Here is a 14,259-nt window from a genome sequence, read left to right on the forward strand (position 1 = left end):
GTTTGCCTCAGACTCGTTCTAAGGCTGTATTCCTTAACTCCTCTCCATATTTCGCTCGTTTGATAAATACACCGTCTCCCTCCGTACCTTTGTAGACATTGTCCTGTATAATCACTTTGCCTTTAGAGAGCACCGTTCTTACTACACCTTTGATCTGCTTGCCTTCAAAAGCGTTATAATCTACCTTCATTTGATGCGTTTCACTCGAGATTACTCGCTCTGCAAATGGATCAAAAATCACAAGATCTGCATCTGCGCCAATCGAAATAGACCCTTTCTTAGGATAGAGACCAAATAACTTAGCCGCTCGCGTTGAGGTAAGATCCACAAATTGATTCAAGCTGATACGCCCCTCTGCTACACCTTCTGAATAGAGGATACTCATTCGGTCTTCGATCATCGGACCTCCGTTTGGTATCTTAGTAAAATCATCTTTCCCGAGATCTTTCTGTCCAATAAAATCAAAGGAACACTGATCACTTCCTATGGTTTGAAGAGCGCCAGTGCGAAGCGCATTCCATAAAACATCCTGATGTTTTTTCTCACGTAGAGGTGGGGACCACACATACTTAGCTCCTTCAAAGTCTGGTTTACGTAATTCATCCTGATCTAGCGCTAAATATTGCGGGCAGGTCTCACCCCAGATATCAGCTCCAGCCCGACGAGCGGATTCAATTTGTTTGACTGCTTCCTCACAGCTCACATGGACCACATAAAGCTGAGAGCCTGCAAGAGATGTAAGCTGACATGCTCGCCCTGTTGCCTCTCCTTCTGCTTCCACTGGACGAGTGAGGGCATGATAAATGGGATCAGTTTGACCATTGGCTAATGCCTCTTTTGTTAAATAATCGATCACATCTCCATTTTCAGCGTGCACCATCACAAGCGCACCAAGTTCCTTTGCCTTTATAAGGGTTTGAAATAACGTCGCATCATCCGCTTGAAATACGTTTTTGTACGCCATAAATACTTTAAAAGACGTAATACCCTCCGCTTCAATCATGCTAGGGAGTTCAGCCAATACATCTTCGTTTATTTCTCCAATCATAAGATGAAAACTGTAATCAATTGCTGCTTTCCCCTCTGATTTGTTATGCCAAGTGTTAATCGCATTCTTAAGAGGTTTACCTTTCTCTGTTAAGCAAAAATCGACAATAGTCGTTGTTCCTCCGAAAGCAGCCGCCGTAGTCCCAGACACAAAGTCATCCTTTGTCACCGTTCCACCAAAAGGCATATCTAAGTGAGTATGGGGATCTACCCCTCCAGGGAAAACATAGCATCCATCTGCATCAATGATTTCAGTTCCTTCTGAAGGTAAAAACCCTTTCCCTATCGTTGAAATCTGCTCCCCTTCAATAAGAATATCGGCTTCAAATGTATCTGAAGCGGTCACGATAATACCGTTCTTAACAATTTTTTTCATCGACCATTCCTCCTACGTATTTGAAGCATGTAATGATTTCATTGCAGATTGTCTTTCATTCCATGAAAGGGGTGGTAATCCATTGACTACAGGAACCATATCGATCGCTCCATCAACTGGGCAGACAATAGAACATAGGTTACAGCCTACGCACTCATCTTCGTTCACCTTTAAGTAGGAAGCTTCTTCTCCATTTTTGTACCGACTAATACATTGGTGTGCAGTATCTTCACAAGCAATTTGACATTTATTACAGTTAATACAGGTATCCGTATTAATACGCGCCACAATCTGATGGTTTAAATTCACATTTCCCCAATCTGAATATTTGTGAACAGATCGCCCTATAAGCTGCTTGACAGAATGTAGTCCTTTATCATCTAAGTAATTTGAAAGTCCATCAATCATATCCTCCACGATTCTAAAGCCATGATGCATAGCCGCAGTACAAACCTGTATATTTGTTGCACCCATTAACATAAATTCGACGACGTTTTGCCAAGTAGAGATTCCACCTATTCCTGATATAGGCACCGTTACTTGTTGATTTCTTGCACACTCCCCAAGCATATGCAGCGCAATGGGTTTAACCGCTGGACCACAATACCCGCCATGCGTTCCCATTCCATCAACATTCGGAACGGTGTCCCACGTATGAATATCCACTGATGCCAAGCTATTAATCGTATTAATCAGGCTAATGGAATCAGCTCCACCCCGAACAGCCGCCTCAGCTGTCGCAGTAATATCCGTAATATTAGGAGTGAGCTTTACAATAACAGGTGTCTTAGCTATTTCCTTTACCCAATAGGTCTGCTGTTCTACTAAGGATGGTACTTGGCCGGATGCAGCACCCATACCTCTTTCTGCCATACCATGTGGACATCCGAAATTCAGTTCTAAGCCGTCTACCCCTACTGCCTCAACCTGCTTCACAATCTCGTGCCATTTCTCTTGTTGCGGTTCCACCATTAATGACGCGACAATAGCTCGATCTGGAAATCGTTTTTTTGTATCAGCTATTTCACGCAAATTCACCTCAAGAGGGCGGTCGCTAATGAGCTCAATGTTGTTAAACCCAGCTACTCGCTGTCCATTAAAAGAAACAGCAGCAAAGCGAGAAGTTGAATTGATAATCGGCTCACCAAGTGTTTTCCATACCACTCCACCCCATCCTGCTTCAAACGCACGCTGCACTTGGTAGCCAGAGTTCGTTGGTGGCGCACTGGCCAACCAAAATGGATTTGGTGAGGCAATTCCTGCTAAATTGCTATACAAATCAGCCATATCCTACCTCCTAGGCATTGGTTTCTTCTCTTTGACCCAATAACTTTTGATGAACACCATATGCGGTTTGTTTGCCCTGCTCGGCTGCCGATACAACCATCGCTTCCCCTTGCCCGTTCCCAAAAATCGCATCGCCACAGGCAAAAACCCCACTGGCTGATGTTTCTAAAGTATCTGGATCTACTACAATCACACCCTGATTGGTTTTGATGCCAGCTTGGTGCAGCCACTCTGTGTAGCGAGACTGACCAATCGCACGGATAACAAAGTCGACTTGCATTGAATAGCTCACCTCTGTCGGGACGGATCTGCGCCTACCATCCTTATCTGGTTCACCTAATTCCATTTTTACACAAGTAATAGATTGGACTTTTCCAGATGCATCACCTGTAATTTTTGTTGGGTTTGTCAGCCAACGGAATTCAACTCCATCCTGTTTAGCAAATTCATACTCAAAGTCATATGCCGTCATCTCTTGCACCGTTCGACGATACAGGACTTTCACAGTTTCAGCCCCAAGACGTATGGCACAGGTCGCTCCATCGATAGCTGTATTACCCGCACCAATGACAACCCCTCGCTTTCCAAAAAACTGTTCAGTTAGTTCTCCATTTTTAGTCGCCTTTACAAAATCAATTGCATCGTAGACTCCTTCAAGATTCTCTCCGTCTATTTGCAAGAGGGGAACAGAAGACATACCAATCGCTACGATCACCGCATCAAATGCAGAGGTGAGCGTACTAAATTCAATATCTTTACCAACACGTGTATTCGTATGAATCGTGACCCCAACGGATTTCACTTGTTCTACTTCCCAAAAAGACACTTGCTTAGGAAGGCGAAATGAGACAATACCATACGTATTGAGTCCTCCTGCTTCCTCCGCCGCTTCATAAATCACAACTTCATAACCCATCACAGCAAGCTCCCGAGCCGCAGACAGACCAGCAGGACCTCCTCCGACAATAGCTACAGACTTCCCTTTTGATCGCCCTGCTTTAAATAAGATCTTTTCATTGTGTATCGCCCAATCTGTTGCATAACGTTGAAGCTTGCCAATCAGAATTGGTTTAGTCGAACCATTAAAAACACATGCGCCTTCGCACAATTCCTCAGTAGGACAAACCCTTGCGCAGCTTGCGCCAACAGGATTTGCCTCCATAATAGTGCGTGCCGACCCAAGCAAATTATCCGTCGTAACCTTCTTTATAAAGGATGGGATATCAATGCCAGTTGGGCACGCGGTAATACAGGGCGCATCATAACAATATAAACAACGACTTGCCTCCTCAAATGCTTCCTGAGACGATAATGGAGGCTCTACTTCTTCAAAATTCAATTGCAACCGATCTAGTTGATTCCCACTCATTTGTGAACGCCTCCTATCAGCTGTCAAAACGTTTAAAAAGCAACGTTCTTATCACTACCATAAGATCGGAATATTCAGATATCAATGATCTTGTTAGATAATGTGATAGATAATTGAAATAAATGTATGATTACCAAGTAATTAGTGGGGATCTGACAAAGTTTGCGGGGGATTCTGTAAGAAAAGACTGTGTAGTTATGAGAGCAACTTTAATTTTATCGATTTCACAAAATCATTGAATCTTTCTTGGATTTAAAAACGTAGTACATGGTACTATAGAATATACAACTAACTCGGAGGTGCGAAATTGGGTAAACGTTTATTATTGTTTTTATTAACCAATATTTTGGTTATGACTACAGTTGTCATTATATGGGGATTGATTTCTACCTTTACTGACATTGACTTAAGTATGCGTAATGACAGTGCGTTAGGAATTAACTTACCTGCTGTAATGATCTTAAGTTTAATTATTGGTTTTGGGGGAGCTTTCATCTCTTTGGCTATGTCCCGTTGGGTTGCCAAGATGATGATGAAGGTAAAAGTTCTAAATCCAGACGAATCGCTTAATCATGAAGAGCGTGCGATCGTTGAGAAAGTTCATCGCCTTTCACGTGCTGCTGGCTTGGTTCATATGCCAGAGGTTGGTATTTATCAGTCAGGCGAAGTAAACGCCTTTGCAACAGGCCCATCTAAGAAACGTTCATTAGTGGCAGTATCTTCTGGACTACTTCAATCAATGGATGATGCTGCGGTTGAAGGTGTAATTGCACATGAGGTAGCTCACGTAGCAAACGGAGATATGGTAACCATGACACTACTTCAAGGGGTTGTGAATACCTTTGTTGTATTCCTATCACGTGTCATTGCTATGATTGCTTCACGTTTTGTACGTCCTGAATTACAATTCGTTGTACAATTTGCAGCCATTATTATTTTGCAAATTCTTTTCTCTATCTTAGGTAGTATGGTAGTTAGTGCTTACTCTCGTCATCGTGAGTTTCACGCAGACCGCGGAGGCGCAGACCTTGCCGGTAATGATAAGATGATCCATGCACTACGCTCGTTACAACAATACTCTAATCGTGCTGTTGTTAATGACCGTACTAATGATGCAGCTGTTCAAACCATGAAAATTAGTGGTAAGGCCGGAATGATGAAATTATTATCCACTCACCCTGATTTAAGTGATCGTATTGCTCGTTTAGAGCAACGTTAAACTAGAAAAAACGACTCCTATGTAGGAGTCGTTTTTTTGTGGCTTATTTTCCTCCGCAAAGCTTATCATTCGTTTAATTTACATTATTATGGGAATAGGACTGTATAGTACAAAACTTCTTCAAGAAAGGAGTAAAGTGGTGGAAACTTACTATTATCAACAGATAAAAGACCGTTACTTGATACTAGAAAGCTGGGTATGGGGACTCATATTTGTGGTTGTGCCTCTGTACGGAATCTTTAACGTGTTTAATGCCGAACCATGGGTAACAATCACAACTGTTACGTTTGCTACGTTAGTTACAGGAGCTTTACTTATTAAGGTAGTGAAAATGAGAGCGCTTAGAAACTCAAGAAGGGCAGTACTTTATGGATCTCTATTTGTTCTCTCGATGATTCTCTTCTTTTTTCCTTGGAATCTTTTATGGTAAAAAAGAAGCTGACTAACATCTAGTGTGTAGCAAGTACCTACGTTTTCTTAAACAAACAATGAGCACTCCCCTCTATAGGAAGTGCTCATCTTTAAGCTTAGAGCGAGACAAGACAGGTTTGAACGTAATAAGCTAAGGGTGAAATTCTCCTCTTATTACTATGTAGGGCGGAGAAACCCACCCTTAAAACCTACTCGTTCATCTGCATCTCTGTTTCTTTAAGGATCATTTCGATATGATTGATCTCATCCTCAACCATGTCGGAGAAACGAGTCTCTTTTTCGGTCATTTTCCCCCTTAACATTTTAAGAAAGTCCAATTCCCGTTGAAACAGTTCTCGCTCTAAGCGACTAATCATAGATATCCTCCTCACTTAGAATACTGACTGATACCTACATTCTCTATATAGCCCATTTAAAAAGTTAGAAACATCTTGAATGGGAGAGGAGGACTTCTCTACTACTAAATTTAAAAATGATTACCCTTTAAATACGCCACTCTCTTCAAAAAAACGGTCAATCTTCCGTTCAACTTCATTATCTTCAACAAGTGGTGGCGCATGGTGCGGCTTAATTCTTGCATCGATAATAACGGCATCACAGCCCCAGTGCTTATACTCTGTAAAGCTATTCACACCATACATATCATGCGATGGGTTGCTTCTCGTAAAAGTAATCCAAAGTAAGTTATCCTTACTGTCGCTTACAAAATGGCTATCATCAGCGAGGATGAGTAATGGACACGAAGAAAAAGATCCCGCTTCAGCCATTTCTTTTGTTAGTTGCTTGAGTTCTTGCTCTGCTTGATCATAGCTAACAAAAGCACTTAGTTCAAAACTAACAACTCCCGGAGTGACTAGCTTCGCATTTTTTATTGATGGAAGAGCGAGTAACTCTGCTGGTACGTCCTCACAAAGTGTACGTTTCTTCTCACCATATGCAGCGAACACGACCTTGCTTCCGCTGTTTAGGCCGGTCCCACTGTAGTCTAATGTATCAATGGTAGTATTTGTATAGAAATGCAAATCTCGACGTAGATCCATTCGTTCCAAAATGTACCGCATAAACGCTAGTTCATCATGCGTCGTAACAGGTTGCTCTTCTTCAGCGGTAATAAACAAGTACTTAGCCAGACTAAGCTGTCCAAATCCAAGCACTCTGTTGGCAATGGTTAATAGCTCTGTTGGCTGTTTTACCTTTTGATACGGTGTATATCGTTCGCTACCAATGGCAAAAAGTAACGGATGAACTCCAGCGGCATCCACTGCATGGACTTCCTTTAAGCCCGGAAGCTCCTGTGTGACAGCCTTACCCGTTAACTCATGAATGATCGCACCAAAGCTTGTATCCTCCTGAGGTGGACGACCTACTACAGTGAATGGCCAAATTGCATTTTGTTTTGCATACACTTTATGCACCTTCATGACTGGGAACTCATGAATTAAACTATAATACCCAAGATGATCTCCAAATGGTCCTTCAGGCTTTGTTTCATCTGGATAGATTTCTCCTGTGATTACAAAATCGGCATCATGACTGATACAGTACCCATCCTCATAGCTATAACGGAATCTCCGACCAGCAAGCAAACCAGCAAACAGCGTCTCGCTTAATCCTTCTGGTAATGGCATCACCGCTGATAATGTATGCGCTGGAGGACCTCCAACAAAGATACTGACTTTTAAAGGCTCTCCCTTTTTGGCTGCCTCCGTCTGATGAACACCAATCCCTCTTTGTATCTGATAATGAAGCCCAATTTCTTTATCTTGTTCATACTCATTTCCTGTTAGCTGAACTCGATACATGCCAACATTGGCACTTTTGATACCTGGATTGGTTGGATCTTCGCTATACACCTGCGGCAGTGTAACAAAGGCGCCACCATCCATCGGCCATGAATGGATCGGAGGAAGGTCAGAGATAGAAATCTCCTCAAAGCCCGCACCCGCAAGACTAGATTTCTTCTGTGGTAATGCTTTAAGCGCAGCAAGTCCCTTTCCTGCATTTTTAATCGGATGTTTAGCTGCCTTCATTGGATCATCACGTAGGTCTACTAATTCTTTAATGTCATCCCAATTCTTGCGAAACATAAATTTACTTCGTTCAGGTGTTCCAAATAAATTTGAAACTGCTCGATATTTCGATCCTTTTACATTTTCAAAAAGGATGGCTGGACCGCCCTGTTGATAGACTCGTCGTTGAATAGAGGCCATCTCAAGATACGGATCCACCTCTTCTTTTATTCGAATTAATTGGCCATTCTTCTCTAAATCTATAATGGTTTCTTCTAGGTTTTTGTACATTGGGTTAATTGGAGCTACTCGTTCCTGCTCCATTCCTTTCCGCTGCATGCTTTAGCAACTCATACTTTGTTTCTATCATACCATTAGATGTAGCTGTGCTTGCAATGATTATCCCCACACTTAAAGCAAGCAATAGCCGATCTAATCAGGCATGATATCTAAGGTTTTATGAAATGAAAATGCCAGCTTTATACTTACTTCCAAAGAAACCAAACACCTTCTTTTGAATAAAAAGGATAATATTCATTATTTATGATTGATTATGCGACTATATGGTTATATACATGCTAGGTACTAAAACTCACTCGAGAATTAGCAAACAAAGGCACGTGCAATGAGAGCTTTAGTGGTCGCATATGCTATGACTTTTTAAGGATTTACGATAAAAGGATATTGGTGCCTTTATACCTATTCATATCAGTGTCCCTAAGCCTAAAGTAGGGAATATCATCCTTCTTATGCATATGACTGCCAATCAATTCTAAAGTAAGGTATGGTTATTCTAATAGAAATTAAAATGCAAAGCGATTAAGGAGGCTATTTACATGACGTGTGCAAAATGTGGTACGGCTGTACCCCCTGAGAGTAAATTTTGTGAAAGTTGCGGGGAACCCATTGCAGTTAGCTCAGCATCAACCGATTCAATTGAACAACATCCATCTCATCAAACAGAAGCTGCCAGTACTGTTGATGGTGCAGATAAAGCACCAAATGAAACAGTAGAGAAACTTACAGCGGTGAGTAAGAATTACTGGAATTATTTCCTTCATTATCTTAAGGCTCCAACACAAAGAGGCATGAACGAAACTCATTCCACTTTACCTTTTGCCCTCATTAATTCTGCACTAATTTCATTATTTTTTGCTTTAACTCTTTATGCTCAGCTTAGTCTTCATACAGGAGACAGTATGTATAGTATAAGCTTGGATTTTAGTGAAAGCTTTATACCCGGTCTCTTTTATATGGTTCTGTTTATCGCTATTTTGACTGGTGGGTTATTCTTAGCCATTAAAACGGTATTAAAAACAGATATAAACTTCGCAAATCTATTCACTACATTTGCTGGGTTATTTCCAATACCTGTCGTCTTGTCGCTTTTAGCTGCAATTAGCGCATTAATTGGAATCGGTGCATTAACTAGCTTATTCACCGCGTTACTTTTCATCAGTCTTTTTACGCTAATAATTCTGACCTATCAGTTCTACCCTCAAACACAGGCAAAAATTGATCCACTCTATGGTTTAATTGGACTCTTTGCTGTTCTTCTAATTGTTTTGGCTGTCGTTTCAGATTATCTGTTAGATGGCATTTTGATCGCATTGATAATTTAAATACAAAATTGAGAGTCTTCTATTAAATAGAAGACTCTTTTTTTATGCGTAAGTCTCTGTTTAAGAGACGGGGCTTACTATACTAATTCTTTAGCCTTTGCTTTACTTTTAAAAGCTCCTGAAATCGTTGATCTAGCTCTGCTTTCTCCTCTTCATTTATAGTTGTAGACAGTCGGCCTAGTGTCTCTGTCAATTGCATCTCAATAGTTAGTAGATCTGGTTGATCATTCACCTCTTTACTTGCCTGAGTAGAGTCGGAAGGAGGGTCTAATGGCATAACCATTGGAACCGAGTCTCCAAAGGAAAGGACATGTGTCGCCAACGAGGAAACAAACGAACGATCATGACTCACAAAGATAATGGTCCCCGGATAAGCGGATAATACCTCTGTTAATGACTCCTTTGTCTCAAGATCCAAATAGTTCGTTGGCTCATCCATCACTAGGACATTATAATTACCAAGGAATACGTTTGCCATGGCTGTTCGCATCCGTTCACCACCACTTAATACAGAAGTTTTTTTGTGCACATCCTCTCTTTTAAAAGCCAACTTAGCGAGCACTTTTCGTACAAATGTCTGGTTATAAGGACTATCCTTCATAATGTTTTCTAATATGGTTTTTCTATCATCGAGATTCTCCTGATGCTGACTAAAGAAGCCGATTTTAGCTGGTTGAGCGATCATCATGTTTGAATGTCTGTCTACAACCATCCTTAAGAGCGTGGTTTTTCCAGTACCATTTCCACCTGTAATAGCGAGCCTGCTACCTAAGCGGACTTCCCCTTCTATTTTTGCTTTTAAGACACGATCGCCTATTGTAACGGGGCACCCATTAAACTGAACCACCCTTTTACTATGAAGCGCAGGGAAGTCAGCTAGATCGAATACAATTTGTTCATGTTCTTTTGGTTTTTCTTTCTTATCTAGCTTCTCGGCTCTTGTTTCCATCGCTTCTGCCGCACGATTTAACTTGGCTTTCTGCACCCCGGCACTTCTCTTGTGAAGTCTCGCCTCAGAGTTCCCCATGCGACTAGGCGCTTTTTTGATTCCATCAGATTTTGCCTTGAGTTGTCTTGCTGCCTGCTTCAGTCGGTCCTTTTCCTGCGTATATTCTTGATACTCTTTCTTACCCTTCTCCTGCTCAATCTGCTTCTGCTTAAGGTAAGCATCATAGTTACCCTCATACACGGTTACCTGCCCGGCTTCTATTTCCCAGATTGATGTACATAGTTGATTCAGAAAGTCCTTATCGTGTGACGTTAATAAAATCGCGCCTTTAAACGTATTCAACTCACTTTCAAGCTGTTCGATTCCTGCTTGATCTAAGTGACTAGTGGGTTCATCTGTAATCAACACATTGGCATTTGATGTTAAGGCTTGAGCTATTTTTCGCCGGGTTTGTTCACCACCACTTACCTGATCCTGCTCCTCATCCGCAAGCTTCCATTTTCCATTTAAATCAGGGCTTACTTCCTGATCTAATTCCTCTAGCTGGGGTACATAAGCGACTGATCCATATCGTTCAACCTGGCCAGCATCTGGCTTTGCTGTGCCTGCTAGGATAGACAATAAGGTGGATTTCCCTTCTCCATTACGACCAACAAGTCCAATTCGGTCCTGGTCATAGAGATATAGTGAATCAATAGAAAAAATAGTTCGTCCTCCATGGCTTTTTTCAATGTGATCTGCTTTTAAATACAACATAAAAAAACTCCCTCCAGTTGCTAGAGAGAGTTCGTCCGATGCTAATTAGCTATACTCAAAAAGGCCATACGTCCCCATAAGGCAGACTTAGGCAGAATATAGATTAGTACCTATACAAGCACAGACGAATCTCATCTCTAAACATACTCGTTAATTTATTTCCGAATGAATGCAGACCTATTGCGTAGGCTGCTCACTCAAAATCATTAAGATGTACTGTTTATTTGATAAGATTCTACTTCATTGTACGAGGTACCGTCCTTTCCACATAATTGCTATTATCTTTGCACAGACCTCAGTCTATTGTCAAGATACCGGTTTACTTTCAATCGCTGGCTGACGGAATGAAAATAGCGCAAAGCCAACAGATAGAAGTACTAAGATGCTTCCTGCAATAGGTGTTGCTTCAACAGAAAATCCATTTACGACTAACCCACCAACACCAGACCCTATGGCAATCCCAAATTGAAGGGCAGATGTATTAATACTCTGCTGAATATCCGATGTACTTGGAGCTGTTTTTATTAAATATCCTTGTTGCGCCGGAGCAATAGACCAGCTCAGCATTCCCCAAATAATAAGAGAAACGGTAAATAAGATGACAGATTGGTTTGTTAACGGCATTGTCGCTAATACAATACAGAAAAGGATCGTAAAAAAGATAACCGTTCGTTCAGGACCAATTCGATCAGTGAGCCAGCCGCCAATTCCACCGCCACTTACAGCTGAGATACCAAAGACAAAAAATGCAACACTAACCCAATAAGGTTCAGCATTCATCGTAACATTTAGATATTCCGCGAAATAAGCATACATTGTGTAATGACCTGCCAGAACTAAAAGCGTCACAATATGTGCACTAGAAAGCTTCACGTGTTTGAGGGATCGAAGCTGATCACGAACCGAGCTAACCTGCTCAGGAGGGATTGGGTCTAAAAACTTCATGATCACGACACCAGCAATTAATGTCAAAATCGCGATGATAAGAAATAAAATCCTCCAACCATACGCCTCTCCAATCAGGACTCCCAGAGGAACTCCAAGAACTAACGCCGAGCTTACCCCCATCGTGATCATACCGATGGCACGAGAGCGATACTCCGGCTCAACAATTTTAGGAGCAATTGTAAGTGACAGCACGATAATAAGTGCAGCACTCATCGATGTAATGACCCTAAAAACAATCAGAACCGCATAACCAGGACTTAGAAAAGACCCGATATTCGCCAAGAAGAACACACAAAGCGCTATGAGGTACAATCGCTTCCGTTCATATTTACTAGTAAGAGACATCAGCACAGGACCAGAAATCGCAAACACCAATGCAAAGATTGTAATTAACTGTCCAGCCGCTCCAACAGATACGCCTAGATCATTTGATATAACAGGGAGAATCCCCCCAATAATTAACTCTACCATCCCAACAACAAACGCAGAGACAGCGAGAACATACACTTTAAAATTCATTCTAAGGCACCTTCTTCTAAGATGTAAAATCCACCTGTGTTAGTTTACCTCACACGCAGACAAACAACAAGGAACGCGCTCAAATAGTCGCTGAGAAATATAGGGAGTTTGTGGTTGTCTTCTCGCGTGTCGTTTTTGCTTTCTTGCGTGTAGGTCCTGCTATGCCGCGTGTCTGATTGCCCTCTTGCACGTTGGATTTGCTTTCTCGCATGTCATTCCTACACTACCGCATGTCCCCGATTTAACACGCCTCGCGGAAAAACTCTCCCCATTCAAAAAAAGCTTCCCCTAAAGCCATGAAAACGGCCAGATGGGAAGCTCTCAATCGTATTACAGTGTAACCGCCGCAATCCAACCAAAAATGATGAGCGGGATATTAAAGTGGATAAAGGTTGGGACACAGGTGTCCCAAATGTGGTTGTGTTGGCCATCAGCATTCAAACCAGCCGTCGGACCAAGTGTACTGTCAGATGCAGGGGCACCTGCATCTCCTATCGCACCTGCTGTACCGATTAAGGAAAGTGTGGCCAGCGGGCTAAAGCCCATAGCTGCACACATTGGCACAAACAATGCTGCGATAATAGGTACGGTTGCAAAGGATGACCCGATTCCCATTGTAATTAATAGTCCAATGAGGATCATCATGATCGCCGCTAGACTTTTGCTGTCACCCATCCATGCAGCAGATGACTGCACCAGTTGTTCAACATCCCCGGTCGCGCGCATGACTTCAGCGAATCCAGATGCTGCAATCATCACAAATCCAATAAATGCCATCATTTTCATGCCTTCTGTTAAAAGCGCATCCGACTCTTTAAATCGAACTGAACCACTAAACACAAGCACAACTAAACCAGCAACACCTGCGATAATCATCGATTCAGAGATGATTTGAACAATAACCGTTGCTAGAATAGCAGCTCCTGCGCTAATTAATGAATACACGGAATAAGAGATAGCTTCCGCTTCATCGGTTGTTTCAGCTTCTAATGGTTTATCCTCATACACTCTTGATTTTCTGTACGTAATAAACACTGCTATTAAAAGTCCAAGAAACATACCAACCGTAGGCAGTAGCATTGCATATGGCATGTCTGACAATGAGGCACTCATTCCATTTGCCTCCATATTATCAACAACGATCCCGTGAAAGATTGCGCCAAAACCAAATGGCAACAGCATATATGGAGCCTGAAGACCAAACGTCATAATACTTGCGACAGCACGACGATCCACAGCCATTTCATTTAGAACCCGCAATATAGGTGGAATCAGAATAGGAATAAAGGCAATATGAATGGGAATTAGATTCTGTGACATACAAGAAATCATAAAGATGATCAAAAAGATGAGTGCCTTTGGTAGAGTCTTCGAACGAGATTCCTCTTTTCTACCAACAATTTTAATTGAAAAATTAACAAGTAATTGGGGTAGTCCCGTCTTAGAAAGAGCCACCGCAAACGCACCAAGTACTGCATAGCTTAACGCAATATTTGCACTCTCTCCAAGCCCTTCGGTGAAGACTTCGATCGTTCCATTAAACCCTAATCCACCTATAACTCCCCCGGTGAGAGCTCCTATAATTAGTGCAATCACTACATGTACACGCACTAAGCTAAGTATAATCATAAGTAAAACAGCTATTACAACAGCATTCATCTATAACACCCTAACATTCACTTTAGTTCGATAAATCACTAAATCGAACTTTATCATCTTGGTTAAG

The 14,259-nt window shown here is 41.8% G+C and carries 11 protein-coding genes; 3 read left to right on the plus strand and 8 right to left on the minus strand.

Annotated elements, in window-relative coordinates; translation table 11 throughout:
- Window positions 1-7 precede the first annotated feature (7 nt).
- Genes hydA through J2S05_RS10225 form a run of 3 tightly spaced genes read right to left on the minus strand, consistent with a single transcriptional unit; the run spans window position 8 to window position 4,079 of the window.
- A complete protein-coding gene (hydA, locus tag J2S05_RS10215; protein ID WP_306982442.1) occupies window positions 8-1,423 on the minus strand; it encodes a dihydropyrimidinase in 1,416 nt (471 codons plus the stop codon).
- 12 nt (window positions 1,424-1,435) lie between these two features.
- Window positions 1,436-2,710, minus strand: coding sequence for an NAD-dependent dihydropyrimidine dehydrogenase subunit PreA (gene preA, locus J2S05_RS10220; protein WP_306982444.1), 1,275 nt, complete (start codon window positions 2,708-2,710; stop codon window positions 1,436-1,438).
- Window positions 2,711-2,720: 10 nt separating this feature from the next.
- Window positions 2,721-4,079 (minus strand): NAD(P)-dependent oxidoreductase, encoded by a 1,359-nt coding sequence (locus J2S05_RS10225; protein WP_306982445.1) that lies wholly within the window; start codon window positions 4,077-4,079, stop codon window positions 2,721-2,723.
- A gap of 307 nt (window positions 4,080-4,386) precedes the next feature.
- Here J2S05_RS10225 and htpX point away from each other — a divergent pair, with 307 nt between their 5' ends.
- On the plus strand, window positions 4,387-5,298 hold the full coding sequence (gene htpX, locus J2S05_RS10230) for a protease HtpX (RefSeq protein WP_306982447.1): 912 nt from the start codon (window positions 4,387-4,389) through the stop codon (window positions 5,296-5,298).
- A gap of 139 nt (window positions 5,299-5,437) precedes the next feature.
- A complete protein-coding gene (locus J2S05_RS10235) occupies window positions 5,438-5,728 on the plus strand; it encodes a hypothetical protein (RefSeq protein ID WP_306982449.1) in 291 nt (96 codons plus the stop codon).
- 190 nt (window positions 5,729-5,918) lie between these two features.
- Here the strand turns inward: J2S05_RS10235 and J2S05_RS10240 are convergent, their stop codons facing one another.
- Both J2S05_RS10240 and J2S05_RS10245 read right to left on the minus strand, forming a co-directional pair.
- A complete protein-coding gene (locus J2S05_RS10240) occupies window positions 5,919-6,086 on the minus strand; it encodes a hypothetical protein (protein WP_306982450.1) in 168 nt (55 codons plus the stop codon).
- Between the two features lie 120 nt (window positions 6,087-6,206).
- Window positions 6,207-8,030: a UbiD family decarboxylase gene (locus J2S05_RS10245; protein WP_306982674.1), complete on the minus strand. Its 1,824-nt coding sequence runs from the start codon at window positions 8,028-8,030 to the stop codon at window positions 6,207-6,209.
- A 545-nt stretch (window positions 8,031-8,575) separates the two neighbouring features.
- Between J2S05_RS10245 and J2S05_RS10250 the strand changes: the two genes are divergently transcribed.
- Entirely contained in the window at window positions 8,576-9,361 is a 786-nt protein-coding gene (locus J2S05_RS10250) for a zinc ribbon domain-containing protein (protein ID WP_306982451.1), read from the plus strand.
- Window positions 9,362-9,443: 82 nt separating this feature from the next.
- Here J2S05_RS10250 and abc-f read toward each other — a convergent pair whose 3' ends face one another.
- The 3 genes from abc-f to J2S05_RS10265 all read right to left on the minus strand — a co-directional run bounded on the left by abc-f (window position 9,444) and on the right by J2S05_RS10265 (window position 14,192).
- Window positions 9,444-11,066: a ribosomal protection-like ABC-F family protein gene (gene abc-f / locus J2S05_RS10255; protein WP_306982453.1), complete on the minus strand. Its 1,623-nt coding sequence runs from the start codon at window positions 11,064-11,066 to the stop codon at window positions 9,444-9,446.
- A gap of 306 nt (window positions 11,067-11,372) precedes the next feature.
- The gene (locus J2S05_RS10260) at window positions 11,373-12,533 is read right to left on the minus strand and encodes an MFS transporter (RefSeq protein ID WP_306982455.1); all 1,161 of its coding nucleotides are present in this window, start codon (window positions 12,531-12,533) and stop codon (window positions 11,373-11,375) included.
- Window positions 12,534-12,863: 330 nt separating this feature from the next.
- Window positions 12,864-14,192, minus strand: coding sequence for a Na+/H+ antiporter family protein (locus tag J2S05_RS10265; protein ID WP_306982457.1), 1,329 nt, complete (start codon window positions 14,190-14,192; stop codon window positions 12,864-12,866).
- Between the last annotated feature and the right edge of the window lie 67 nt (window positions 14,193-14,259).

It is taken from the genome of Alkalicoccobacillus murimartini (genome assembly GCF_030813245.1).
Classification (GTDB): Bacteria; Bacillota; Bacilli; order Bacillales; family Bacillaceae_D; genus Alkalicoccobacillus; species Alkalicoccobacillus murimartini.

Bases quoted from the DNA above. Each gene is read 5' to 3' on its own strand.
- hydA (WP_306982442.1), bottom strand. From the start codon at position 1,423: ATGAAAAAAATTGTTAAGAACGGTATTATCGTGACCGCTTCAGATACA.
- preA (WP_306982444.1), bottom strand. From the start codon at position 2,710: ATGGCTGATTTGTATAGCAATTTAGCAGGAATTGCCTCACCAAATCCA.
- J2S05_RS10225 (WP_306982445.1), bottom strand. From the start codon at position 4,079: ATGAGTGGGAATCAACTAGATCGGTTGCAATTGAATTTTGAAGAAGTA.
- J2S05_RS10240 (WP_306982450.1), bottom strand. From the start codon at position 6,086: ATGATTAGTCGCTTAGAGCGAGAACTGTTTCAACGGGAATTGGACTTT.
- J2S05_RS10245 (WP_306982674.1), bottom strand. From the start codon at position 8,030: ATGTACAAAAACCTAGAAGAAACCATTATAGATTTAGAGAAGAATGGC.
- J2S05_RS10250 (WP_306982451.1), top strand. From the start codon at position 8,576: ATGACGTGTGCAAAATGTGGTACGGCTGTACCCCCTGAGAGTAAATTT.
- abc-f (WP_306982453.1), bottom strand. From the start codon at position 11,066: ATGTTGTATTTAAAAGCAGATCACATTGAAAAAAGCCATGGAGGACGA.
- J2S05_RS10260 (WP_306982455.1), bottom strand. From the start codon at position 12,533: ATGAATTTTAAAGTGTATGTTCTCGCTGTCTCTGCGTTTGTTGTTGGG.
- J2S05_RS10265 (WP_306982457.1), bottom strand. From the start codon at position 14,192: ATGAATGCTGTTGTAATAGCTGTTTTACTTATGATTATACTTAGCTTA.